Raw genomic sequence first — 26,336 nt, 5'->3', positions numbered from 1 at the left:
TAGCGATTAACCAGTTAAGAGTTCAATAACTGATTAATATCACTTACACTTTGATAGTACGGCTAATGCGACGTTGAGCTTGATTCAGTGCTTGTTCCGCTGTCATTTGCCCCATCATCGCCATTTGCAGGAAATCACCTAAAATGCTTTCCACCTCAGCCCAGTTTTGAATACGTGGGCGAGCTTTACCCGTTTTCAATGCTTCAACTTGCTGCGGATACCAGCGGTATTTAGCGGTTACCGCACTGTCGAGATACACACTTTCACGCGTTGGTGGTATGCCATAATCCAGTGCTAATGTTTTTTGGATGGCAGGGCTGGTGGCAAATTTTATGAAGTCTTCAGCCGCTTGCTTATTGTTAGAATCAGCAGGTACCGAGAGTTGCCAAATACCGAGCATTGGTGAAGGTGAGCCAACTTCAGCAGGTGGAGCCATAATTTCCATATCATCAACAACCATAGATAATTCAGGGTTATCAAGATTGGGCACCCATGCCGGCCATACTTCGATTGCCATTGCCGCCGTTCCTTTTTGCAGGGAATCACGCACTTCATCGGCGTTGTAAACATCGACGCCACGCGGCGCATATTGCTTCATAGCCAAAAAGGTTTCTAGTGCTTGTTTAGCTTCTGGCGTATTGAGTGCCGCCTTGCCCTTGCTATCAACAACATCAGCCCCGTAACCCCATAAAATCGGCAGGAAGCCCGTTACGATAGGGTTGCCTTTAACCCCGCGAAAAACCAGCCCACTCTTGTCTTTATCCGCGTCAATTTTTTCCGCTGCGGTGAGTACATCCGTCCACGTTTGTGGTTTAGATAAATTATGTTTATCAAATACGGTCTTGTTCCAAGCAAACATCGCGACATTACCCACCATTGGAATGGCATAGGCATCACCCGTTGCACTAGGGTAGCGACCAAGGTCGAATGGGGCTTTTACAAAGTCAGGGTCTTCAATGTTTTTTGATAGAGGGGCAAGCCACTTGTTGGTTAGGAATTCAGTCGCCCAAGTATCATCTATTAAAACCACATCATAATTGCCTGTTTTCTCGCGCATAGAAAGAACGATACTTTCATACAGACCGCTGCTCGGGCGCTGAACCAACGTAATGTTAGCGTCAGTGTTCACTTTCTTATATTCAGTAATGATATGTTGAAGCGCTTGTCCGTAGCTGCTATCACGTCCAGCGATAACCAGTTCAGATGCTAGCGATGAAAATGAAGCACTGATTAGTGCTGTCGCAACGAGTGTTTGTTTAAACATGACGAAAATCCTTGTATGTTAGTTTTTTGCACGCGTGTTCAGTTTGATGTTATTTAATCTAAATCTTAAAGATGTTATTTACGTGACAGCGAGATGAAACTAATAAATAAGAGGCTGTAAGAAGGTGAGCAAAGAAGCAGGGCATGATTTTAATGTGTAACTGTCATTTTACGATCACTTAAATGCAATCATGTGCTCCTTAATATTGCACCCGCGTTCAATGTTAATTCAGGAGGAAGCATGAAAACGCAATTTTGGTCGACCGTTACAGCTATGGTACTAGGTGTGATGATATCACCATTTGCACTGGCTGCATGGAACTGGCACGCAGAAGGGCTAAACGATACCGTGAAGTATAATGAGGCCTATTGGTCTCGGCCACATAATACGTTCGAAAATAGTAAGTTCTCGTCTTTGGGGGACGCATTGAATCAGGGGTATCGCGCAATTGAGCTCGATATTTTCCCTAACTCTTCATATACCAATATCTTTGTTTCCCATGATTTTATTAGTAATCGAAACAATCATTGTGGAGGGGATAAGTACTTCATGGATTGTTTAAAAGATATAAAAAATTGGAGTAATGCTAACCCCGACCATGATGTTATTTCATTACAACTTGATATGAAAGATTTTGTTATATCACCCACTTGGGACAGCAATAATGGGTTTAAGACATTGAAAAGCATGCTAGACAATGTACTGGGCAGCAAAATATATCGCCCGAAAGATCTAAAGGCTTATGTGGGGGATAGCGATATTCGACGAGGTGTTGCTACCCAAGGTTGGCCAGAACTTGGCAGCCTTAAAGGAAAGGTTATCGTCTTTGGATTGGCGGGGCCGATTGGGAATAAAAACCAAACACAATCAAGAATGATCGATGTTATTGGTGGTGACAACATGCCGTTATTCATTTGCCCGGAAGCAACTGATCCTTCACATTTTGTTTATAATAAGCCTGCTAATGGATTTAATGCCAGTAATCTAAGTGTGAATAATAAATGGGTAGTGTGTGGAAACACAGGAGATGGGAAATATTGGGCAACATTGGCAGCACAAGCCAGTAATAATAATCAGTTAATGGCGATTTGGTCGAGTAATGAAAATGCATTTGACCCTTATGATAAAATGATGCAAGCCGTTGGTTGGGGGGCAACAATGATCAGCCGTGAAACATCGAATGCATATGGAAATAAAATCCCATTGAATGGCAAACGAAACTCGATGCCAACTCACTTTATGATACAAAATATAAAGAGTAACTTCTGTGTCGATGTCTCAGGACAAGGAATAAGCAACGGCACGTCTATTGTGCAATGGCCATGTGGCGGATATCAGCATCAAATATTTTTATATAGTGATGAGTTTCAATTACGAGCATTGCACCACCCATCATACTGTTTAGATCCTGAAGGTAAATCAGTTGGAAATAGCCGAGTGCTACTTTGGAATTGTGGTACGCAAAAAACACAAAAGTGGACATTGAGTGGTGATAATGGTGGACTGTTGTTACAAAACTCGAATCAAAATTATACGATGGCTGTCGCCGCAGGCTCTACAGCTGCAGGGGCTGAAGTACTTACATATCAGCGTTTAGGTGGGGTCGACCAAAATTGGCGTCTTATTCCTGTTGAATCAGATTTTATTGATTGGCGCAGTTATTAGCACGTATGATTTTGTTTTTATAGACACAAAAAAGCCGCTCATTGAGCGGCTTCGTTGTTGTTTGGAGCGTGCAGCGGGAATCGAACCCGCATCATCAGCTTGGAAGGCTGAGGTAATAGCCATTATACGATGCACGCAAAATAAGTGGTGCCGACTACCGGAGTCGAACTGGTGACCTACTGATTACAAGTCAGTTGCTCTACCTACTGAGCTAAGTCGGCACAATTTATTCTGTTTGTATTCACGCTTGCGCCTAAATACCAATATGGCGGAGAGATAGGGATTTGAACCCTAGAAGGGCTATAAACCCTTGCCGGTTTTCAAGACCGGTGCTTTCGACCACTCAGCCATCTCTCCTGAGTGCGAAGAATAATAATGAATACCGAACACGATGTAAAGCGCTATTTTTCTAACTGGTGAATATATAAACGATTGAATCTAATATAGATATTAATCGGTATTTTTATAGCGATGCGGGTGAAAAGTGTACATTAATTGTGTTTTGTTTTCGTGTTTAAATGTCTTCTAGGTGGTGTTCAATGGCATAGTTGGCTTCAGAAAAGCTAAAACCTTTGCGGACAAGAAAGGCCGTTGCCTTCTTTTTGTCTGCAAAATCAGTCAAACGCGTTTTATATTTCTTATTTAACTGCTCTAATGCCTTGTGTTGGTCATCTTCCACTACATCATCTTCTGATTCTTCGCTGAAGAGTTCGTCAATGGTGTCTTGGCTTATCCCTTCACTTCGAAGTTTTTGCAATAATCCGCTGCGGCCTATTTTTTTTGCGTGTTTATTAATGATACGTGTTGCTAGCTGAGATTCATGCTCTGTGTCGATGTTGGTATTCAATACAGATTGAATGCGGGTATCGTCGATTCCTTCGCTTTTGAGTCGCATAGTAATATCGCGAATACTTTTTTTACCCGTGTACTTAGTCATCACCCGATAAATTAATTCGTCAGTATCTGAGTCATCAATAGTACAGAGTGCGTGCTCTATGTCAGTTGTACTCACACCCTGTAATTTCAGTTTTTGAGTTAAGACTTTAGGGCCATAACTTCGACAGCGTGACTGTACAAATGTCTCTGCAAATCGTTGGTCTGATAAATAACCTTGGTCTAATAATTTTTCTATAACACTAGCGATCCATTCAGGGTTATCTGTCTTTCGGGTGAGCTTTTCTTTTAGTTTTGATACCGAATAACCACGCTGGTTTAACCACCAAACCGCATATTCATATACTTGTTCAACTTTTTGAGCGGGCTTTGGTCCTGCTTTTTTCGTAGATTTATATTCTGAAGACATATTTATCCCAAACCGTTAGTCGTTATTTTTTGCGGCTGCGTTGATAACGTTGAGTTCGTGTTGTTTCATCAACACTTTTACTGGGTGTCACAATGTCTGGTTGGTTGTGATTTTGCAAGAGTGAATGTTAATCGCTTTTATGAGGGAATTAATGTGTGACAGCATATAATACCAACCTAAATAAGTACTTGATCATTCTTGCTGGTTAAAATCGATAATAACAGCGTTAGAAATTTTTAATTATAACCACTAGTTATTCCAATTTCTGTCTTGTTCTGACCTATTTTTACCGCACAAATTTATGACCACTTACTTATCCAGATTGGTGTAACAAAAAAAGGGTCACTAAAGAGTGACCCAATTTTTATTCTAATATTAAACAGTGCAAGCAGCGGTTAAGTGCACTGTAGTGACATAATTAATTTGGTTCTCTGTTATAAATCGCGATTAAGCAAAGATGTAGGTATATAGGTAACCTGCGCCAATTGCCATCGTTATGATTACGGTTAAGAACGCTGCAATCATTTGATTTTTGAAGATAGATTTAAGTAAAATAACTTCAGTTAAACTCGCACCAGCACTACCAATTATCAATGCCATTACTGATCCCATCGCCATCCCTTTTGCCACTAAAGCAGAACTAAGTGGAATAACAGCTTCTGCTCGAATATACAGTGGGATACCAATAACAGCAGCAACAGGAATAGCATACCAATTGCCTTCACCCGCATAGTGCGCGATTAAGTCCGTTGGAATAAAACCGTAAATGAATGAACCTAACAAGATACCAAGTAATAAGTACGGTAATACTTGTTTAAAGTCTTTCCATGTCGCATTCCAGATTCGGATCCAACGGTTTTCTACTTTAGTTTCTTTTGCTGAACCACATGATGACGTTGCAGATTCAGCGGTTGATCCACAGGTTGCTGTCGCCAGTGCGGGTTCACCCACACCACATGCCGCCATTTCCGTAACTGTCTCTTTTTGAGTGCCACAGCAAGATGCCTTTGCAACTTTTGGCTTTGAATCACCGCACGTTGTGCCACATGAAGAGGCTGAATCAGCCGCTTCGTATGCTTCAGGCTTAACATATCGCTCGAAACCAAGCTTTTCAAGCACAATTCCCGATGTTACCGACACGATCATCGCTGTTAGGAAGTAAAATATTGCAACTTTAACCCCAAACGTGACCACGAATAAGCCAATAATAATAGGGTTTAAAAGTGGGCTCGAAAATAAGAACACCATCATCGGGCCAAACCCTGCACGTGCTCGTAATAAACCTTTTAAAAAAGGAATGGTGGAGCATGAACAGAACGGTGTAATTGCGCCGAGTAATGCAGCAATGAAGTAACCTTTACCGTTACGAGAGCTTAAAATGGATTGAATTTTTGCGGGCGTTAGAAACTCTTGCAAAATACCAACAAGATAACTAACAACCAAGAATAAAATAACTAATTCAGTGGCAAGAAACGCAAACATGTTAGCAGCTTCTTTTGCCATACCGATAATTTCAGGACTCATAATATTGCCTTAAATTGATTCATTGTTTCTGGAAGTGTCGAAATAATAAATCTTGTTCAGTTTGCTGTCAATTATATATTTCGATAAAAATAGAAATGAATTTTTATCTAGTTGTAAGGCAGTGATTTTTTTGGTTTTTTATTTTGTGCTGTGCTAGTGGCATTGTGTGGTGAGTACATTGATGAACGAATATTTTTGAAGCATGACATCAATGATTAAACGACTGGTAATTTTACGGGTTATTTCGGGGGAGGGACTTCTATAAAATCACGACGTTAAACACTTTTAATCACCCCTTTTTCATACGATCTAATGTGTTCATTTAGGGTGTTAACCATTTGAAATTTAGAGTTAAATATTATTGTTTATCTCTCTTGCGATGAAGGCGAATATAATAATCATGACTAATTTCCTCTCCCTTCCTTTTATGACAAAGGCGGCAGCAGTTCTTATTGGTAGTACCTTATCGATGAATGCTTTTGCGGGCGCTTATGTGTTTTCAGAGCTAGGGATGATGAGCATTAGTACTGCAGGTGCTGGTGCCCAAGCTATAGCAGAGGGAGCAGAAACTGCTTATGCAAATCCTGCAGGTATGACTCGCTTAGAACGACCGATGTTGGCATTCAATATTGAAGGTACAATTTCTGATGCCATGTATTACGATAATGGGTCGGATGGTGTGTTCAGTCGTGGCAGTGAGAGTACACAAGCAGGCGCATCTTTACCTGCCGGTGCTTTATATTATGTTCACCCTTATAACGATAAGTTGGCTTTTGGTATCGCGATTGCTTCGGCGGGTGGGTCGGTTATTGATTATGGTTCAGATTTTAAAGGCAGCCTGTTATTACAAGATGTGAGCATGATAACGGTTCAAGTTAGCCCTAGTGTTGCTTATAAAGTCACTAATGAGCTATCGGTTGGTGTTGGTTTAGTTGCGGAATATGGAAAATTAGAGCAGACCTTTGGAGGTTCTAACCTTCGGGGTATAGGGCAGATGGTTGGTAAAGGCGATAGTCTAGAATTTGGCTATACGTTAAGTGCGTTATATGAAATTAATAACGACAACCGTGTTGGCTTTACGTATCGTTCTGAAAATAATCATGATTTAAGTGGTGATATTTCTACTAAGAATTTTAGCCCTGACGCATCGTTTAATATTGTAATGCCTTCAATCGCCATAATGAGTGGCTATCATCAGGTTGCCCCAAAATGGACGATGTTATGGAGCGCAGGTTGGACTGATTTCAGTAAAGTACAAACAACTGATATAACACTTACTAACACAACAGCTTCTATCGATCGTGAATGGGAAGATACATGGTTGTTTAGCTTAGGTGCCCACTACCAATTAACCCCTGACTGGCGTTTAGAAGGGGGTGTTTATTATGAAACCTCACCACAAGATGATCCTACTAAGCAATATCCTGATGTGCCAACAGGTGAAATTTGGAAATATGCCCTAGGTGCAACATATGAACTAAATGCAGAGTGGCGAATGCAGATGTACTATGAATACTTAGATGCAGGTACGCCATCTATTGAGTACACAACGGATGTGGGGCCTGGCGGAACGTTACGTGGCGATTATGATATTGGTATTCATTATTTTGGTGTGTTGTTTAATAAAACATTTTAATAAAGACAAGGAAGCCCTAAATGGAAACCTGATTATCATCGAATTTCAGCTAATTAATAAATAGCTGCTGTTTGAGTGTCGCTATAATTAAATGAAATTGAAATAATGGTTAAATTTATTTGTATCTCATATTTATTTTAATCGGTGTAGTATGTGATAAATATAGTATTAAGGTGTTTTCAAACTAGGTAGTCGATGAATATTTGTATTGATGATAATCGTCACTTGCGTAAGTTTTTTTATCAGTATGCTGATTATCAAACTGAGATTCTTTGCGATATTCGTGAACGTTTACCCAATTTGTTAACGTTGCATAACGGTAAAATTAAGCCCATAAATCATGCAAAACATCACCAGTTGCGAGTGTTGGAATATAAGGTAGTTATTGATGGAGGTATGGCATGCCGAGTGGCTTTTACTGTTGTTAAGCATACCATTACGGTGATCTTTATTAGCGATATATTATTTAAAGCACAGTTCTGTAAGTTATTAGCCAAAACGGCTCTTCTTGATTAAAAAGAATGAGGTAGGCATGTCAAAATTACATATTGGTCAAGTTAAATCGTCATGCGAACGTTTTATGAAAACAATGCAACTGGGTGATGTTTTCGAAGTGTTGACGTTTAAAAAGGATCGTGGATTTCGAGTCGCTAAAAGTACGAATGATAAATTCGAAATAATGCAGTTTGGCTATATAGAGAAAGTTATTATAGGTGATGTTGCCGAGGTTGGGAAAGTGATTAAAAAGGCACTTAAAGTCGAATTCCCTCGGAGTAATATGGCATGGATTTATCACCATAATAATGTTGAATCAACGAATGATATTGTTCCAGACCCCCAATATAGCTTGTTTTAACTATTTATGAATAAGATATATTTATTCTATCATTGATCTTCGTGGCAAGCAGTAATAGCGAACTGGGGCTGAATATGTCAATGCTCAATGGCAAGGTTAGGTTTCTCTTCGATCTTACGGCCTAAAATAATCATCCCAAAGCTAGATAGTAAGACGATTAAACTAACGATGATAAAGCCATACCCGATAGCATTAATATGTGCGAGGAGTGCTATTAACACATAACTTAGGCTTTGGACTAACGTTGAAAACATAGCTAACCCGCCGTCTACGCGACCACGTTGTGACATTGGAATTGTATGGTGCATCCAGTTGGTTCTTGCAATTCTATTTAGGGCATTAAAGAAGCCAAAACAAAGTGTAAAAGCAATAATATACAACGGTTGCATCATTCCACTCATAGCCAATAATATTAATGCGAGAATGACCATTGAATACTGCATTATATATCGATGAGATGCCAATGCGAGTATTCGTGAAACCAATAAGCCAGTCATTAAAGAACCAAGACCAAATGCAATGTTATACCAAGCGACCCAATTGCCAGATATTTGTAATTCAGCAAACCAAATCGGCACTAATTTTCCTAAAAAAGTAAGGATAGGATACGATAAACAAGAGATTAATAAGAACCCATAAAATGTTGGATGTTGGGTGAAAATGCCTTTGCTTTCTTGAAGTTGGTTAACGAACGATGTTTTAACTGATGATCTAACTTGGCGATTATAAGGTGTAATTACATAACTGAAAGCTGCAATCCCTGAAGCTACCGCTGCAAATGCCGCAAATTCAACGATTCCCCATATTTCAAGTAAAACAATACCTAAGGCTCCTGCTCCTAATGTTGTGCTTTGCATTACAACTTCCTGATAACCAGAAATTTTTGCATATTCATGTTGGTCGTAATTTTCTTGCGTGAAGGCATTGTTCGCATTCCAAGCGATGTTACTTGATACCCAAAAGATTAACTGTGAAAACGCTAATAGCCATAGCGAACCACAATCAAACCAATAAGCGATACAGACCAGCATCGCGGTAATTGATTGAATGATTTGCACCAAAATTAAAATAGCTTTTCTCGAATGCCTATCTGTCATAACAGAGAAAAAGGGCGTACATAAAAAGGATAGTGTTGTACAAACAAGGGCTGTCAATGCCACTAATGTACCCATATTTGGCTCTTTCAGCATGATCCAAGGTAGTGACATCATGAACAGACCCGAGCTGATGCCATCGAAAAATCGTCCTGATAAATAGGGAAACGTTTTATTTCTCATCGTTCTTCCGTGTGATTTATGTTATTCACTGCTACTCTAATTCCTCAGGTTAACTTGAGGTCAATGACTTTTTTCAGGAGTTTTCATATGGATATGAGCGTGGGGCAAGTTGCTAAACGTGCAGGCGTTACCGTAGCAACCCTTCATTTTTATGAAGAGAAAGGTTTGATCTTTAGCGCTAGAAATCAAGCAAATCAGCGGAGATATGAGCGCCAAATCTTGAGAAGAATTGCAGTAATCAAAGCAGCACAGAATGTGGGATTAACGTTGCAAGAAATATCTGTAGCACTTGAACATCTCCCCAAGCATAAAGCACCGAATAAAGGCGAGTGGGAGAAACTAGCACAAGATTGGAATCATAAGCTCGAAGAGAAAATTCAAAGCCTAAAAAGCTTACAATATCAGCTTGGAAGCTGTATTCAATGCGGTTGTTTATCGTTGGAAAAATGTGCGTTATACAACCCTGGAGATTCACGAGGAATTAAAGAATCTGGTGCTAAATTAAGTCAGCCAGAAGTCTAGAAGGGCTTGATCTTATAGGACTGAATGTTGGTTTATATTGTCGTTGAGTTAGATATTTGTAATGCCATCTTACTAGTCGCTCAATTTAGAGAGAGATCGACTGAGTGATCTCCTGATTCTCTTTTAGGATTCCAACTTTTGAACATTGTATCTCCGCATCGATATTCTGCGAACATAGGGTAGCCCTGTGCATTGATTTTATGTTCGATTAACACCGTGCATCCTTCATCCGTCATTTTCTGCTGAAAATCGGTATAGCTAGATACTTTTTCATTGTTTAAACTTTTGGCTATCGTATTGGTTTGTGGCCAAAAGGTTAATATCACTGCAAATGTAACTATTAAAGCACTTACTGTCGTTGCTAATTTTTTCATTCTTGCCATGCCACCGTGTAAAATTTTAGGATGCCTTTTAAAGGCAATTTACTTAACCAAGACTGTATCTTTTGTTTGGTTATTTGCGATGGAAGTAGTTTAACAATTACCGATAAGCTAACAATACGGTTAAAAAGTAAAACACTGTTGCTATATCGTAATAGTGGACCATGATGAAAACACAGAACGAACAAAGGCCGCCGAAGCGGCCTTTGAATTAGGTGTATTTGGAGAAAAGTTTGATTGTTAGCTATTTCATTTTAGCTTTCAATTGTTTGACAGCTTCTGGTGGTGCTATTTTTTCGAGCTGGCTAATACAGACTGAAGCGGAAGGACTCTTATAGCGAACTTGTAGATCACATAATGCAAATAAGTGTTGAGGGTTACCACTCAAGTTATAGGCTTTTTCGAGTGATTTACCCGCTTCAGACACATTGTTACTTTCTACGGCTAAACCGTAAACATACCAATACTGCGGGTTATTCGCATCGATTTCTGTTGCTAATTGTAGGTAACGAATTGTTTCGCTTTGATTTTTCTGTCTGAACATGGCAAGGCCAGCGCTATAGGGTAATAGTGCTGAATTAGGTTGTGCTTTCATACCTTGTTGCAATGTGGTGATCGTATCTTTATCTCGCCCTTGTCCTCGATAAAGGTCAGCAAGATTGGCATAGCTATTGGCAAAGTTGGGCTCGACGCTAATAGCACCTAAATACTCTTTTTCTGCTTGTTCATATAACCCCTGCGCTAAATAAATATTACCGAGGTTAGTGCGTCCAAATCCGCGATCAGCATTGAAGTTTTGGATGTCGATATAATCTTGTAACGGAGCAGTAAGCTTTTCACGTTGCACGGGTGTCATTTCTTGCCAGCTACTCGCGAGAGCTCCAGCGGCTTCAGCACGAACTGCCAGTACAGAATCCGTTAACAGTTTTTCTATAATCTGCCAGCGTTGCGAAAATGGATAAGGAGCCGACCCCTGAACAGCCCCTAGGCGAATCATCTCATTGTCATTTTTAACGGCGCGTGCCAAAGCAACCACACTGTTACGGCTAGGATAACGCTCGAGGCGTTGAAGGGCAGAGGCGCGAATGATGTCACTCTGTTTTATATCTTGGGCAATATAAGATAATGAATCACCTGCATTTTGATAACCAAGATCAGCGGCATAAAACGCGTTCGCGAAATGTGCTTTATTGCGATAAGGCGAATTAGGGAACCATTTCCCCACTTGCTTATCGGCCCAGCCGGTGTCTTTGTCTTCATGGCAGCTGGTACACACATTTGGTGTTCCGATATTTTTGCTGAGATCTGGACGTGGTACTTGCCAGCTATGATCGCGACGAGGATCGACTTGCATGTACATTGTTTGTGGCATGTGGCAACTGGTACATTGCGCGCCATCAGTTCCCGCTTCATGAAAGGTGTGTTTTTCTGCCGTGTATTCAGATGCGATATGGCATTGGTTACACACGGCTTCTTTAGGGATTTTTAATTCAGTGGTATGAGGGTTATGACAGTTAGAACATACCACACCTTTATCGTGCATTTTCGATTGTAAGAATGAACCTAATACGTAATCTTCGTCGAAAATCTGCCCATTATCTTCATACAATTCTGGCGTTATCATGCTTAACATGTAGCGATCGAGAAATTTGTCTTTTACATGATTAGCGTCTTCATTCAACTGCATACGACGGCTATGACACTGTGCACAAACTTTGATTTGATCTGTTGGTGTAATGGATTTCGGTTGTAAGGTTGTCTTACCTTCTTGGTAAACCCATTCTTTTACTGCCAACCCTAAATCACGATCGAAGCCAGTATGTAGAGTGGTAGTATTTTGCTTTTCGGTCCAGGCCATATGTTCACTGGCTGCACCATGACAAGCTTCACAGCCGACATTAATTTCAAACCAGCTGGTGTTGTAAGTATCGGTGGCTTTATCGTAGTTCTTTTTCAGGTTTGTAGAGTGGCAGTCGGCGCACATGAAATTCCAATTTTGCCCCGTATTGGTCCAGAAAAATTCATCTGTTTTTTTCATGTCGGGATAAAGATTAAACCAACGTTGGCCACCATCGGCTTTCGGGCGGGAATCCCATGCAAAAGGGATCAGTTGAATTCGGCCATCTTCAAACTCGACCATGTATTGCTGTAATGGCTTAAAGCCAAAGGTATAGCTGATTTTATAATCGTTAAACTTGCCTCCGGCATCGGCGATATTGGCCCAATAGTCAGTCCCTTTCTTAAAGAAACGATTGGTTTTACCATTACTGACTAGCTCTGCGTTGTTAAAGTTTCCCAATACAGATTCTGTGTCAGCATGGCGCATCGCCATATCATGATCAGAACCTTGCCATTCTTTGTATTCGTTCTCGTGGCAATCAATACAGACGTCAGTACCTACATAGGTCAGTGACGAGCTTGCCTGAGTATTAACTGTTGGTTGAGATTGAGGCTGATCTTCAGCGTGTATCGTGAACGTGCTAAATAGAATAACCAAGCCCAGAAGCAAAGGGCTTAGCGTCTGTCGCGTGCTGGATTGAGATTTACTCTGATTCAATCGTGATAATACAGCCCAGCTGTGCTTTGACTGCTGTAGGGAATAGATGCGATTAATTGCTGACATCATTGTTATTGTTATGCTCCGTATTACGTGGCGCGTTTTTTATTGTTTTGGTTGCGAATTCCGATGTTGAAGATAACGCAGACTTTGCCATGGGCGTTGTGTGTGGAAACCGTTTCTTTAACTGTGGTAAGGCTGCAGGTATTCGCCATGACCATAAACGTCGAACAGGTTGCTTAATGCCATGCCATAAACGCCAACCTTGCTGCGAAGAGGGGGGTGTAGGTACAGTACTGTATAACGCGGTTTGCCATTGCATTACAGTTTTATGCCACTGATTACTTGCTTGTGTTTCTTGTAAATTTAAGTTCTCTTTCGTTGCAGGCATTACCTGTTCATTTTGTTCAGCCCTAGACAGTAAATACCGGTGCTGGTGTTTATGGAGCTTTCTATATAACAATAGATTAGCGAATGGCCATTGCTGGCGTTTTATTGCTAACAGAAAGGCAAAGTGTGACGGAAGTGGCTGGTTTCGATATTTATTTACTGTTCTTATCACTATCCATATCATTAAGACGATACTGAATAGCGAAATCAATAAATGTAGCCAATAGGTTTTTAAAAATGATGTGGGTGTGTGACGAATATGCCATTCTGCACCAGGTGCTTTTAATGTGACTAATTGTTGTGTTTGTGTATCCCACCATTGTAGGCGAACAGGTGGCAAAGTGATTGTGCCATTATGCTGAACAATATAGGTATAGCTGTCGATACGTTTAGCTGTATATTCCCCGCGGTTTTGGCTGTCGGATAATGTTTCTGGTGCTGTATATAATTGAGCCTGTGGGGTGTTGGCTGGCGTTAATATTGGGAATAACATGGCTGACGTATTCTTGCCTGTTAAGGTGATCGTGCGTTCAATGGCATCACCGACTACCAGTGGTGCTTCTTCTTTTTGGCTCCAAGATTGAGTCAACGTAACATCTTCCCCCGCGACCCAAGGCGTGTCTTCGGTGAGATACGGTGATGGTAACGCCGCACTAAAACGGTGTGGCTGGGTTAATAAGGTGCCGCGCACATTATTATTAGTAGACGCTGATACTTGCAGGGTGACTGCAATGGGAGGTATTACAAATAGCCCACTTTTTTGCGGATATAAGGTGATTTCCCAGCGTTGGTGGGTCCAAGTTTCTCCATTTTTTCGGCGGGTAAAATTCGTCGCGAGATTTTTTCGCCGTAAAACAATGGCATTATCTACCTCGAATAAACCAATCTGTGTACCTGCTGTTAGCCAGCGATCGGTAGCGATCTCAATGTAGAGGATCACTTGTTCACCAATGGCGACAGGTTTGGCTGCGTTTTTTAGCGTGGAAGATGTTGTTTCTGAAATGGTAGATGCGAAACCTGAATTAGCTTGGCCGGTATTGATATTCGTGCTGGTAGCGGAATGATCGGTGCTAAGCCAACTGTTGATGGTTACGCGGTGTTGGCACTCTAAGTCTTGCAGCGTTTCAGCGTGCACAGGTAAAACGAAGGCAATCAGTCCGCCGAGAAATAAAGTTATAATACGGACACGTACAAGCCATGAATTAAACGAATGACAATGGTTCATTCTGCCTCCTTGGCTTGATTCAGTTGGTTAGTTTGATTAAGTTGTAAATTGAACTTGGTCGATAAAAAACGAGCAGGGTCGGCTTGTACTCGCTGCATCCAGCGGGCGTTCAGTGCTTCATCTTGTAGTAATTGCTCTGCGGTTAACGCCTCTTCTAATACCAGCTCTTTCGCGACTTGCTCATCGGCACCGTCTGCGGTTTTCGGGGCATCTCCGAGTTCTCGTGAAGTTTCATTCTCGGTGTTAGCCTGACTTTCACTTTGCATATTGATGTTGTCGATAATGCCTTGTAGTACATCGCGATTGTGTTGGGCATTAGGAAAGGCATCATTATGTGCCAATAACGCGTCATATAAGTTTCGTGCAGCCACGTATTCACGGGAATGGGCTAAGGCACTGGCGGCATTAAACAGTGCTTGGTCAGAGTCGACCCGCATGAAATAGGCGTGGGCGGCTTTGTAATCATCAGCTGAATACAAGGCAATCCCTTTCCACATCGGGTCTGCAAAGCGTTCAGCTGCAGTCATGTAGTCTTCCTGATTGAAGTACCATTGCCCTTGTTGATCGGCTGTCATCCAAATATCAGCAAAATGCCAGTCGCTGGCTTCAGCAGTATTGGGGGAGAAGGCACCAAGAACTAACATGCCTGCCATACACCATTGCACCAACCAACCACTGCGAAACCACAGTAAAAATAACAAGGCGACTACAAAAACTAAGTAATACCCCATGTCTTGCCACGGTAAGGCACTGTCGAGGCTTAGTTGCATGTGACGGTTGATTTGGCTGTTAACCCATTCCATATCTTGATTGTCGACCGTAAGCATCTTAAGTTTTCCATTAGAAGCCTTGGTTAACGTTTGTAAGCCATTATTGTCGAGAGGGATATCACTTGGTTTATCGAGGTTGCCGACTGCAACAACCAAGAGTTGATGGGGTGAGTCTTTAAAATACTGTTGGAAGGCTTCTACCGTATTGGCACCCATTCCATCGGTAAATAAGACGACAGTGCCTGCAATTGACGCTGGTGGGTCTTGTGTCACTTGTTCAGAGGTATTCGTTTTAGACGTATCGGTATTAGATGCATCAGTCGGTTGTGCATTATCACGCTGATTAGAAGCAAATTGCTGTTCAACCAATGGTAAAGCGTACTCTGCAAACTTGCCATCGCGCGGCATGATTTTGGGTGTGACGGCATTCAGTAATGGTTTATAGATATCAATGTCTTGCGTTAATGGCAAGGCGAGGTGCGCACTGCCAGCATAGACAATTAACCCTGTACGACCTCCATCACGCATTGTTAATAAATCTTCTACTTTCTGTTTGGTACGGCTAAGGCGACTGGGTGCGGTATCGGTTTGTAGCATTGATTGCGACACATCCATCACGATCATTACGGGCGATTTATCTTCACCAAATGGAGAGGACTGGCGTTGCCAAGTTGGACCTGCACAAATGATGATTGAAACCGCGATCACAATCGTTAGTATTTTAAGTGGTAGTTGTTTTTTCCAGCCATTGTCACCCACAGTAAGGGCGGCCAATAAATGGGCGGGAAGCAGTTTTTGCCACTGTTCGTTTTGTGCGTCGTGCTGCCAACGTTGAAAAATAAGCCATGTAAAAGGGATAAAGGTGAGTAACCACCATGGGCGCATGAAATGAAATTGATGCCAAATTAGAGAATCAAACATGTGAGCCTCCGTTATCTGTTTGTGTATTTTGTGTGTCGATATCGCTTATAGCCGATTTTTTTGATCCTTTGTGAGACTGTTTACGCTTTGCGTGCCAAGTTGTAAGCGAGAAGGCGAATAGGTAAATCACTAAGGCCAGCATGATTGGCATAAAGTGCATGCTGGTTTTTGGGCGGTACGTGGTGCTGTCATATTGTTGAGGTTCCAGTTCACCGATTTTTTTGTACACACGAGTCAGTTCGGCGGGTGATAAGGCTTGGAATGATTGCCCTCCAGTTAGAGACGCCACTTGTTCAATGACTTCCATGTCGAGAGCTTGTTCACCCACAGTACGAGGATCGCCCATCGCGATCATGTGAATGCGAATGTCACGACTGGCTGCTACTTTAGCGGCATCAATTGGTGGCACGAGGCTGTCGGTATCGTTACCGTCAGTCAGAACGATAACGACCTTTTCTTTTACTGGGCGAGTGACAACAGCTGAACCTTGTTGGGTTGCTGCTTGTTTTGCAGCGTCGGCTTGATCATTAAAGACTTTGATGGCTAAGCCAATAGCATCACCTAAATGGGTACTTTGCCCAGCCATGCCGACTTGTGTTTCGTCTAACAAGGCTAGCCATGTTTCATGGTCGGCGGTAAATGGCGCTTGTAAATACGCAGCATCACCAAACAAAATTAGGCCAAGACGATCGCCATCACGATGTTGACTGAATTGTGCCAAGACCTGTTTAACAGCATCGAGGCGTGTGTGTTTTTCCCCGTAGGGAGTGAGGAAATCTTTTTCTGCCATAGAACCTGATAAATCGACCACAACCATCACATCACGGCCTATGAGCGTACGTGTTTGGGATTTTCCAAGCCACATGGGTTGCGTCATGGCAAAGACCAACATTAACCATGTCGTTAACAATGCGATGCGTTGCCACCAAGAAGGACGTAGCTTCACCGCACCTTCAGACGGTGCATCAGGAATTAACGTATTTAGAACGTCAAAAAAGGGGACTTTTACAGCCGCACGACGGGTGCGGTAGGCGGGCATGAACTTATATACCAAATACGGTAGTGGAAACGTGAGCAACCACCAAGGATGGGCCAACTCAATCATGGGGCAGTTCCTTGTTGGTCATCGATTCGCTGTTAGGGTTGCTCTTGAGGCTAGAGGTACTTTTAAGGTCAGAGCAACTGATGGGTGCTGTTGACTGACGGCGATGATGCTTAACCCAGAGTATTAACTGCTGCTGAAGTTGCTGGATTTCCTCGTGACTCAACACAGTGTCATCGGGCGCGTGCAACAAGGCGTGTTGCCAGCGTATACCTAATGACGTATTGAGTTGTGTTGGCGCGGTGGCGTCTAAGAAGGTCAATAAAGGCGTACCTATTAGTGAAGCTGTTTGTGTTGGGAAGGCATAATTGAGTGTAATTTTAGTTATACGTAATAGCTCTACCAAAGCGGCATAAGGCTGAATGAGATTGACATGCGTAAGTGCATCTAAGGCTTCACGACGATAGCGGTTGTGCCACCAATGCACCGTTGTACGATAACTGCCGTATAGCACACTAATAACGAAGCAGATACCGAGTATTTTCCAGCCGATAGTTTGTGGCCACCAACTGATAGAAGCGGGTAGAGGAATTTCAACTAATTCGCGTAAGACATAGCTACTGGCATTGACGGTTGCCGAATTTCCAGCCGTCGAGAGTGTAGATATAAGGATCGTCATGAGGCACGATCTCCTAATGCGGTACGGAATTGGTGCAAATGATTACCCGAAGTATCAACTTCGATTAATGGTAGTTTTTTCCGGGCGAGTAAATCACTGAGGCTGGTATGTTTATCAGAAAATGATTGTGAAAAACTAGAAAACAAGCGCTGATCGGTGGCATCGACTTCTAATTGCAATTGTCCGTCACTGGCAATAAACCGATCTGATTCTGGTAATTTTTTTTCCATAGGATCGGCAACCCACACACACAAAACGTCATTGTGTCGTTGCAGCTGCTTTAATTGTTCAATACATGCATCGTCGGTATGTTGAAAATCGCTGATAAACACAAAAACACAGTCTTTAGGTTGGGTTCGGTTCAAGCGGGTGATTGCGGTTAGTAACGTAGTGGTCTGCTCGGCATGAGTAGACGCTAAAGAACTAGTTTCTAAAATGTGCGACGTTTGTGCCGATAGCTGTTGGTTATATTGGGTGATGGTTTGTAACAGACGAAGCACATGGTGTTGGCTTCGTTGCGGTTCAAACCATTGATGCTGGTGGTTGTTAAAGATCAAGGCGCCAACGCGATCATTATCGGCGATCACTCGCCATGCACTTAAGGCTGCGATGTGTGCCGCCGCGACAGACTTCATCGTATCCAATGAGGCAAAGAATAGACTTTGCGATTGATCGACACATAATACGATCTTATGATCTTTTTCTTCACTATAGGCGCGTACATGGGGCTTACCTGTACGTAAGGTGACACGCCAATCTAAGGTGCGAATATCATCGCCTTTGTGATAATGACGTAGCTCTTCGAAATTTAAGCCACGACCACGAAAGCGGGATTGATGACGACCAGCCAGCACACTGCCTGCGCGTTGATGCGGCAGAAGGCTGAAACCCTGAGCTTGGCCTTTCAAGTGCAGCAAGGTTTTGTAGTCACAATACAAACGAGGATCCAACGGCGCAGTGCCTTCATGTGCGCTTGAGCGTGCTTGTGCTTGGGGGGGAGGGGGCGACTGATCTTTGCTCATAGCTTATCCAATCACAACGGTATTTAATAATTCATTCACCACATCACGGGCGGTAATACCTTCGGCAATGGCGTCGTAGCTTAAAATGAGTCGATGACCAAGTACTTCATGAGCTATTGCGCGCACATCATCTGGATCGACAAAATCACGACTTTCTAACCAGGCATGAGCGCGGGCACAGCGGTCGAGAGCAATTGATGCTCGTGGGCTGGCACCTGCGGTTAACCATGTTGAGAGTGCACTGTTGGGGTAACGTTCAGGATCGCGGGTTGCCATCACAAGCCCGACAATATAACGTTCAATCACCTCCGATACATGGATCTGTTGCAGTGCAGCGCGACCTTCTAAAATATAAGTTGGATCGACAGTAACTGTATCTTCTTGTGTTGCTTGTTCGTCAGTGGCGGGCGCTTCTTCACTGCGCACAAGACGAATGATCGCTAATTCCGCTTCATCGTCAGGATAATCAACAGTCACCTTCATGAGAAAGCGATCCATTTGTGCCTCAGGTAGTGGGTATGTGCCTTCTTGTTCAATCGGGTTTTGCGTGGCCAGTACCATGAATAATTCTGGTAGTTGGTGCGTCACATCACCTACTGTCAATGTGCCTTCGGCCATGGCTTCAAGTAGTGCTGCTTGCACTTTGGCGGGAGCACGGTTTATTTCATCTGCCAGCACAATAGAATTGAAAACAGGACCAGGCTGAAAGGTTAGGCTGGGTTTACCGTTCACTTCTTGGTAGACCTCGGTGCCCGTGACATCCGATGGTAATAAATCAGGGGTGAACTGAATACGGCCAAATGAAGCATTCATTGCATTCGCAAGGGCTTTAATGGAACGGGTCTTTGCCGTACCGGGTAACCCTTCGAGTAAAACGTGGCCATTGGTCAATAAACCAATCACCAAGGCTTTCACCACGTGTTGTTGCCCAATCACAGATTGACTGACCGTTTGGTAAATTTGATTCACGGCGTGTTGTGCTTTATCCATAGAATTGCCTTGTTTAAAGATGGGACGATGAAAGTTGAAATAGTTATATGAGTATTTTAAAGAGATGATGGATTGCGATAACTCGTAATAGTACGGGTTTGTTTTATTTTACTTATGGTGAATCGGAAAAAACGTCAGAATCTAGAGATGTTATGGCGTTATATCGAGTACTAAGCGAAGCCCCATATCAGCCATAATGGCGGTTTGACTTGCTGAATCTCGACGGTAATTTTCAGATTCATTGGCAGCGTATGAATAACTTCCCCCTCGTACACTTTTGTAGGCTAGCGGATGCTTTGAATCAATAATGTTCGCTGGGTTGTTCGTCGAATGATTATTTTCTGACGGTGTTTGGCTTGAATTGCGATTATCAGTAAGACGCGAGTAGAAGTTTTCTTCGTAGGTATCGATTACGAATTCTCCCACATTGCCTGTCATGTCATATAATCCAAGTTCGTTGGGGTGTTTCATGCCAACAGGGTGTGCTTTATTGTTGGCGTTATCAGCATACCAAGCAACATCAGCAATATTATCTGAACCGCTATATATATGATTTTTTGTTTTATTTCCGCCTTGTGCTGCGTATTCCCATTCGGCCTCAGTGGGTAAACGGAAGTTTTTACCTGTTTGTTTGTTGAGTTGCTCAATAAAATAATTAGCTTGCTGCCAGCTTAGATTATTAACAGGAAAATCATCACCAGGAAAGTAGCTATTGGACGACCCCATAACGGTTTCAAACAATTTTTGTGTGACTTCATATTTATCGATGTAGAAGCTATTTACGGTAACAGAATGACGCGGTTGTTCTGCAAGAGACGCTGATTCATTATTTGAACCCATCTTGAAATGCCCACCTTCTACATGCACCATGTTTTTCATAATGCTAGTTAATAATGGGTTTTGGTTTTCAGTGGCTTGTTCCTTGTTGTTTTGTGTATTTGTACTCGGTTCATTGCAGCCAATTAAGGTGAATAGTGATAAGCAAATAATACTGATTGAAAAGAACGAATGTTTCATAGGAGTACCTAACTATAGCGTTTAAATGCATGCCTCTGTTAAATGAAAATGCCTCTGATAAATGAGGTTTCGCTTCATTTGGACAGAGGCATAATGGTTTAAATGATGTTTTATTTAGCTTGTTGTTCAGCGGCTAATTGCATCATTTTTTGCAGTTTTAGTGTGTTGTAGTTGATTCCTGCAGCACTGAAGTTAGTACCTGCTTGGAACGGATATTGATCAAGTGTAGCCATGAACTTACCCACTTCTTGCGACATAGGCACGAATAACCACATGTTGTCGATCATCCAACGTACATACATACCAGATTCACGCGGTGCAGTTTCAAATGGGTCTGCACGTAGGTTGGTAATTTCAGCCCAAGCAGGAGTTTGACGAATTGCAGATTGCATGTCGCCGTCCATCATTGCGAACGTTGCTTTCCAATCATTCCAGCGTACGGCGTTTAGCTCACCGTTAGCAGAGAAGTACAGTTTAGATGTACGTGGTCCTTTCTCTTCATCACCTTTAAAATATGGCATGAAGTTGTTGCCGTCTAAATGTACACGCCAATCTTTATTGTTGAAGTTTTTACCTTCCTTTAGTTCTTCAACTAGGTTGCTATCGCCAGCAGCAGCGGCAAGTGTTGGCAACCAGTCTTCTTGAGACATCATAGAGTTGAATTTAGAGCCGGGTTCAATTACACCAGGCCAACGCACAAGCTGAGGTACACGCATACCGCCTTCAAAGGTTGTGCCTTTTTCGCCATGAAACGGTGATGTACCACCATCAGGCCAAGTGAATTTTTCAGCGCCGTTATCCGTTGAATAAATAACAATTGTGTTATCCGCAACGTTCAGATCATCCAGTTTTTCCAGCAACAAGCCAACATGATCATCATGCTCTGTCATACCATCAGGGTAAATACCAACGCCGGTAATGCCTTTGTATTTATCTTGCAGACGAGTATGAATGTGCATGCGTGATGCGTTAACCCACATAAAGAAAGGCTTGTCTTGTTTTACGGCTTTTTCCATGAAATCAAGCGATGCGCCAATGAATTCTTCATCGACAGTTTCCATGCGTTTACGCGTTAATGGACCTGTGTCTTCTACACGACCATCAGCATAAGAGTGGATAACACCACGAGGGCCAAATTTCTTCTTAAATTCAGCGTCTTTAGGGTAGTAGTATGTTTCTGGTTCTTCTTCAGCATTTAGGTGATATAAATTACCAAAGAATTCGTCAAAGCCGTGGTTAGTGGGTAAGTGCTTATCTTGATCACCTAAGTGATTTTTACCAAACTGTGCTGTCGCGTAGCCCTTGTCTTTCATTACATCCGCAATGGTGGGTGCCCAATCAGGAATACCGTGCTCTGAACCAGGCATACCGATAGTTAGAAGGCCTGTTCTAAAAGGATGTTGACCTGTAATGAATGATGCACGACCCGCTGTACAACTTTGTTGCGCATACATATCAGTGAACAATGCACCTTCGTTAGCAATACGATCAAGGTTTGGTGTTTGGTATCCCATCATGCCTTGGTTATAAGCACTGATGTTGTAGTAACCAATATCATCGCCCCAAATTGCTAGAATATTAGGACGAGAAGTATCTTGTGCTGCAAATGCAGAATGTGCAGTTGTCAGTAAACCGATACCAAGTGCAATTTTACTTAATGCGCTTTTATTGAAAGTAGTAGCCATTTCGTTACCCATAAATTGTGTATAGCGTGGGTGATGGTAGTTGATACTAATTGTGTGGTGCGGTTAGCATCAATGTAAGAAGTCTTCGAAACTCGGTATAAACACGGCGATGTTTATGGCAGGTATTAAAGCGATAGAATGCTTGTAAAAACACTCGTAGTTTTTCGTGTTATCTTGCTTTTTGTATAGTTTTTGTTGGCGCAGTCACGAATTCGCGTTATTTCTAGTGCGTCTGAATCTAATTGCTAGTGCGACACCGTTTTATATTCGTATTACGGCTGTTGTTACAAATTGGATAACCTTATCATTTGAATAGGTGGAAACCCGAATGTCTGAGACTTGGATCTCCTCTCAACTATCTGAAGCTGAAGCTTTTTTTTCGACTGTATCTCGTGAATTTATCGAGGTGGATATGGCGGATATACCAACGAAAATGGAACAAACGCTCGAACAGCTCATGATATTGTTTGATGTTGGTCGTATGTCGATGATTAGACTAACGGAAGAGGGATTACTTGAAGGTGCCTGTTCTGTTGCGAAAGACGGGATAGAAAAACCACGTATTCATTTGGCTAATCCTGAAGGTATATATCTGAAAAATATCTCTGCGGGTAATGTTATTGCTGTTGATGACATGTCATTAAATGTGATGACAGCTGTTGAATTTGAATATGCGCGAATGGAAGGTGTTATTGCTCACTTAATATGCCCAGTTGAAGTAAGAGGTAAAATTTGGGGAGCGATAACAATGAGTCGCTTTCATGAACATGATCATTGGCAAGATGTTTTCATTACAAGGATTACTACTTTTGCTCAGTACCTTGCGGCTATTTTTGAGCGTTATACGTTATGGTTGAAGACTCGTGAGCAGCAAAAACAATTAGTGTTGCTATCTCGGCACTTAATGGAAAATCAAGAAGTAGAAAGGCGCGCATTATCAAGAGAGCTACATGATAACTTTTCACAGCGCATGGCATTGTTAAGTATTAAAGCTGGCAATATAGTCAATGCGATTGAAAAAGATGAAGTGGAAGTTGATGATGCCAAAAAATTGTATTTAACTATCCAGCAGTTAGCGGGTGATATGCAAGCACTATCTCGTTCTCTTCACCCTGCCATTATCGAAGATTTAGGGCTTGCCGCGGCGCTGAAAGCGGAGTGTAGACGCGTGGGTAAGCTTACATTGTTAGAGATTCATTGTTTGATAGACCCTTTACCACAACTAGCATCAGCACTTGCATTAAACCTTTATCGAATACTACAAGAATCGCTAGGCAATGTTGTAAAACATGCTCAAGCCACCAATGTTTTTGTAATACTGGAAGTGCGTAATAACCAGCTTTCTTTTCAAATAAATGATGATGGTGTTGGGCTAGCTACTGATATTAAAGATAAAAAGGGTAATTTGGGCTTGGTGAGTATAACTGAGCGAACGCAACAGTTTAATGGCAGGGCATCTTTTGATTCGCCTGCTGAAGGTGGGTTTATGGTTTCAATAACTATACCTCTAGAGGTCGATTTTTATGAGTAATTTAGTGTTGGCTGATGACCACCTCATTGTGGCACAAGGTGTTGCGAGTTTACTTGAACCAGAGCATACCGTATTAGCCATTGCGAAAGACGGTGAAGAGTTAATAGCGTTGGTTAAAAAACATAAACCGGACCTCGTTATTACTGATATTAGTATGCCGGGTATGACTGGTATTGCTGCTGTTGCGCGCCTTAGGCGTGATTTTAAATCAGTAAAAATGATTTGCTTAACCATGCACGATGAACCTGAATATGCGGAAGGTGCAATTGCTGCGGGTGCGAATGGTTATGTATTAAAACACCAAGCCGGTGAAGAGTTAGTTAAAGCGGTTGATACTGTAATGAATGGTGGTCGCTATATTTCAAACTCGATTGATATGACGAGTGAGAAACCCACGTTAACAGCACGTCAACTGAGTGTTTTACAGTTATTAGTGAAAGGGAGATCGGCAAAACAGGTGGCAGAAGAATTGTTTATTTCTTCACGTACTGTTGAATTTCACAAATATGCCATGATGCGTCTACTTAATGTTAAAACAAGTGCAGAGCTGATTCAATATGCGATTAATCATGGATTAATTAGCTAAATTTATGATCCGTAAGGAGGTATGTATATATACCTTCTTTACCTTCTTATTTTCCTTACTGGTAATATTTCCTGTTTCTATCTCTGCGTTATAAATATTCTTTCTCAATAATCGTAAAAATAGTATCTTATGTCTGTCTTTGAAATTCGGCTAAATATAAGTCATTAATAATTAATTAAAAATTAATGTTTTTGCAAAAGAACATGGCGATAAATATTGGTAACACAACGACTGTTACCATCATTAATACCTTCTAAATAAACCATAAGCAGTGGCAAGAAGGATTATCGCGAGAAATGAAAATGACAAGTAAGACTATTTTAGCTGGCGTTATCGCAACACTAGTATCAGTATCTCCCGTTTGGGCTGATGGTACTAATACAGAAAAATTAGTGAATAATGAATCGGATGCTTCACAACAAGTTGTACCTGAATTTGTACAGGGTGAACCTGAAGATCTTGGTGAATTAGCTGCTAAGTTAAATAATCCTATTTCTGACCTTTGGATGTTATTTACCCAAAATGATACTTATCAATATGAAGATAAAGCGGGTAATGACTACACAATTAATAGTTTTAAATTTCAACCTGTTATGTCTTTTGGGTTAAGCGAAGATTATAACTTAATAGTACGGCCAGTTGTCCAACATTTAAGTATGGAAGCGCCAGGTAAAAAACGTGAAACAGGCATGGGTGATACTGCCGTATTCGCTGTAGTAGGGCCTGCAACCCCTGTAGATAATAATATTTGGGGTGTTGGTTTTACCTCGTTAATACCAACAGCGTCGAAAGACTTTCTAAGCACTCAAGGTGCAGACCAATGGGCTGTTGGTCCTGCTGTTACTGCATTTCACTTAGGTGATGAATGGGTATATGGTGGTGTGGTTCAGCATTGGTGGGGGATGGGGGATTCAAAGAAAATGAATCTCGAGACCAAAGAAGAAGAAGATCTGAACCTAACCGATATCCAGTACGTACTACGTTACCGCGTAACACCAACAACGCAAATTGGTTTTGGTCCAAATATTCAAATTGACTGGAATGAAAGCGGTAGCGATAAGTACACCATTCCTGTTGGTTTTGGTGGCGATACCATGATTAAGATTGGCTCTATGCCGGTGCGACTTGGTGCAGAATTACATTATTATGTTCAGCAGGCTGATGAGTTTGGTCCAACGTGGAATTTACGTTTCTTCGCAATTCCTGTTATTTCAAACCCAATGCGTTAAATGTTAATTAATCTCTTCTATTACAAGGCTACTTACAGCGAATGTAAGGTTTTATATTAATAATGAGATTATCTACGCTTCATTATTAAATTTATATGCGCGTCAGGCTGCCCTAGCCTTTTGCTTGACGTGCTTTTTTGTTTTTATGCTCGATAAAGCATTACATGGTTTATTTTTATTGCCGGTTGTCTCTATCTAAGGAAGGTTATTCAATGCGTTTTGAACGTTGAGAATGGTACGACAGCCTATCTTTTTATATAGGAAT

General features: G+C 41.8%; 22 protein-coding genes and 3 tRNA genes. 8 read left to right on the top strand and 17 right to left on the bottom strand.

Translation table 11 applies throughout. The features are described from left to right. Nucleotides 1-43: 43 nt before the first annotated feature. A complete protein-coding gene (locus C9J48_RS05925) occupies nt 44-1,264 on the bottom strand; it encodes an extracellular solute-binding protein (protein ID WP_006229161.1) in 1,221 nt (406 codons plus the stop codon). 240 nt (nt 1,265-1,504) lie between these two features. Here C9J48_RS05925 and C9J48_RS05920 point away from each other — a divergent pair, with 240 nt between their 5' ends. Then, nucleotides 1,505-2,929: a phosphatidylinositol-specific phospholipase C domain-containing protein gene (locus C9J48_RS05920; protein ID WP_006229162.1), complete on the top strand. Its 1,425-nt coding sequence runs from the start codon at nt 1,505-1,507 to the stop codon at nt 2,927-2,929. Nucleotides 2,930-2,991: 62 nt separating this feature from the next. Here the strand turns inward: C9J48_RS05920 and C9J48_RS05915 are convergent. The 5 genes from C9J48_RS05915 to C9J48_RS05895 all read right to left on the bottom strand — a co-directional run bounded on the left by C9J48_RS05915 (nt 2,992) and on the right by C9J48_RS05895 (nt 5,756). Next, nucleotides 2,992-3,066, bottom strand: a tRNA-Gly gene (locus tag C9J48_RS05915). A gap of 8 nt (nt 3,067-3,074) precedes the next feature. Then, nucleotides 3,075-3,150, bottom strand: a tRNA-Thr gene (locus C9J48_RS05910). Between the two features lie 45 nt (nt 3,151-3,195). Beyond that, nucleotides 3,196-3,286, bottom strand: a tRNA-Ser gene (locus C9J48_RS05905). Between the two features lie 157 nt (nt 3,287-3,443). After that, nucleotides 3,444-4,232, bottom strand: coding sequence for a RecX family transcriptional regulator (locus C9J48_RS05900; protein ID WP_006229163.1), 789 nt, complete (start codon nt 4,230-4,232; stop codon nt 3,444-3,446). A gap of 447 nt (nt 4,233-4,679) precedes the next feature. Further along, entirely contained in the window at nt 4,680-5,756 is a 1,077-nt protein-coding gene (locus C9J48_RS05895; protein ID WP_006229164.1) for a permease, read from the bottom strand. Between the two features lie 400 nt (nt 5,757-6,156). Here C9J48_RS05895 and C9J48_RS05890 point away from each other — a divergent pair, with 400 nt between their 5' ends. The 3 genes from C9J48_RS05890 (at nt 6,157) to C9J48_RS05880 (ending at nt 8,248) form a co-directional block, all read left to right on the top strand. Further along, nucleotides 6,157-7,392 carry an OmpP1/FadL family transporter gene (locus C9J48_RS05890; protein WP_242610793.1) on the top strand — a complete coding sequence of 412 codons (1,236 nt, stop codon included), beginning with the start codon at nt 6,157-6,159 and terminating at the stop codon, nt 7,390-7,392. Between the two features lie 195 nt (nt 7,393-7,587). Beyond that, nucleotides 7,588-7,908 (top strand): hypothetical protein, encoded by a 321-nt coding sequence (locus tag C9J48_RS05885; RefSeq protein ID WP_006229166.1) that lies wholly within the window; start codon nt 7,588-7,590, stop codon nt 7,906-7,908. Nucleotides 7,909-7,924: 16 nt separating this feature from the next. Continuing rightward, the gene (locus C9J48_RS05880; RefSeq protein WP_006229167.1) at nt 7,925-8,248 is read left to right on the top strand and encodes a hypothetical protein; all 324 of its coding nucleotides are present in this window, start codon (nt 7,925-7,927) and stop codon (nt 8,246-8,248) included. A 77-nt stretch (nt 8,249-8,325) separates the two neighbouring features. On the opposite strand, the gene C9J48_RS05875 is transcribed toward C9J48_RS05880, so the two are convergent. After that, nucleotides 8,326-9,525, bottom strand: coding sequence for an MFS transporter (locus C9J48_RS05875; RefSeq protein ID WP_006229168.1), 1,200 nt, complete (start codon nt 9,523-9,525; stop codon nt 8,326-8,328). A gap of 87 nt (nt 9,526-9,612) precedes the next feature. Here C9J48_RS05875 and soxR point away from each other — a divergent pair, with 87 nt between their 5' ends. Then, complete coding sequence (gene soxR / locus C9J48_RS05870; protein ID WP_006229169.1) at nt 9,613-10,047, top strand: redox-sensitive transcriptional activator SoxR; 435 nt, start codon at nt 9,613-9,615, stop codon at nt 10,045-10,047. Between the two features lie 80 nt (nt 10,048-10,127). Here the strand turns inward: soxR and C9J48_RS05865 are convergent, their stop codons facing one another. From C9J48_RS05865 to C9J48_RS05820, 10 genes are all read right to left on the bottom strand, one after another. Further along, nucleotides 10,128-10,421, bottom strand: coding sequence for a hypothetical protein (locus C9J48_RS05865; RefSeq protein ID WP_107281068.1), 294 nt, complete (start codon nt 10,419-10,421; stop codon nt 10,128-10,130). Nucleotides 10,422-10,671: 250 nt separating this feature from the next. Continuing rightward, nucleotides 10,672-13,053 carry a multiheme c-type cytochrome gene (locus C9J48_RS05860; protein ID WP_006229171.1) on the bottom strand — a complete coding sequence of 794 codons (2,382 nt, stop codon included), beginning with the start codon at nt 13,051-13,053 and terminating at the stop codon, nt 10,672-10,674. Further along, complete coding sequence (locus tag C9J48_RS05855) at nt 13,037-14,599, bottom strand: BatD family protein (protein ID WP_006229172.1); 1,563 nt, start codon at nt 14,597-14,599, stop codon at nt 13,037-13,039. The genes C9J48_RS05860 and C9J48_RS05855 overlap by 17 nt, the downstream gene beginning before the upstream one ends. Next, the gene (locus C9J48_RS05850) at nt 14,596-16,290 is read right to left on the bottom strand and encodes a vWA domain-containing protein (RefSeq protein WP_006229173.1); all 1,695 of its coding nucleotides are present in this window, start codon (nt 16,288-16,290) and stop codon (nt 14,596-14,598) included. The genes C9J48_RS05855 and C9J48_RS05850 overlap by 4 nt, the downstream gene beginning before the upstream one ends. Continuing rightward, a complete protein-coding gene (locus C9J48_RS05845; RefSeq protein ID WP_006229174.1) occupies nt 16,283-17,395 on the bottom strand; it encodes a vWA domain-containing protein in 1,113 nt (370 codons plus the stop codon). Before C9J48_RS05845 ends, C9J48_RS05850 begins: the two co-directional genes overlap by 8 nt. Continuing rightward, on the bottom strand, nt 17,388-18,011 hold the full coding sequence (locus C9J48_RS05840) for a DUF4381 domain-containing protein (RefSeq protein ID WP_006229175.1): 624 nt from the start codon (nt 18,009-18,011) through the stop codon (nt 17,388-17,390). Before C9J48_RS05840 ends, C9J48_RS05845 begins: the two co-directional genes overlap by 8 nt. Beyond that, entirely contained in the window at nt 18,008-19,033 is a 1,026-nt protein-coding gene (locus C9J48_RS05835) for a DUF58 domain-containing protein (protein WP_006229177.1), read from the bottom strand. Before C9J48_RS05835 ends, C9J48_RS05840 begins: the two co-directional genes overlap by 4 nt. Before the next feature lie 3 nt (nt 19,034-19,036). After that, complete coding sequence (locus tag C9J48_RS05830; protein ID WP_006229178.1) at nt 19,037-20,023, bottom strand: AAA family ATPase; 987 nt, start codon at nt 20,021-20,023, stop codon at nt 19,037-19,039. 150 nt (nt 20,024-20,173) lie between these two features. Next, entirely contained in the window at nt 20,174-20,902 is a 729-nt protein-coding gene (locus C9J48_RS05825; protein WP_373456039.1) for a formylglycine-generating enzyme family protein, read from the bottom strand. 248 nt (nt 20,903-21,150) lie between these two features. Beyond that, complete coding sequence (locus tag C9J48_RS05820; RefSeq protein ID WP_181320800.1) at nt 21,151-22,725, bottom strand: arylsulfatase; 1,575 nt, start codon at nt 22,723-22,725, stop codon at nt 21,151-21,153. Between the two features lie 328 nt (nt 22,726-23,053). Between C9J48_RS05820 and C9J48_RS05815 the strand changes: the two genes are divergently transcribed. The 3 genes from C9J48_RS05815 to C9J48_RS05805 all read left to right on the top strand — a co-directional run bounded on the left by C9J48_RS05815 (nt 23,054) and on the right by C9J48_RS05805 (nt 26,071). Further along, nucleotides 23,054-24,256 (top strand): GAF domain-containing sensor histidine kinase, encoded by a 1,203-nt coding sequence (locus tag C9J48_RS05815; RefSeq protein ID WP_006229181.1) that lies wholly within the window; start codon nt 23,054-23,056, stop codon nt 24,254-24,256. Beyond that, on the top strand, nt 24,249-24,842 hold the full coding sequence (locus tag C9J48_RS05810; protein WP_006229182.1) for a response regulator: 594 nt from the start codon (nt 24,249-24,251) through the stop codon (nt 24,840-24,842). The genes C9J48_RS05815 and C9J48_RS05810 overlap by 8 nt, the downstream gene beginning before the upstream one ends. A 296-nt stretch (nt 24,843-25,138) precedes the next feature. Beyond that, nucleotides 25,139-26,071, top strand: coding sequence for a hypothetical protein (locus C9J48_RS05805; protein WP_006229183.1), 933 nt, complete (start codon nt 25,139-25,141; stop codon nt 26,069-26,071). The last annotated feature ends 265 nt before the right edge of the window (nt 26,072-26,336 follow it).

Source organism: Photobacterium profundum (genome assembly GCF_003026285.1).
GTDB classification, from domain to species: domain Bacteria; phylum Pseudomonadota; class Gammaproteobacteria; order Enterobacterales; family Vibrionaceae; genus Photobacterium; species Photobacterium profundum.
Note: the sequence above shows the minus strand (reverse complement) of the source record. Positions and strands in the feature narration are given on the sequence as shown.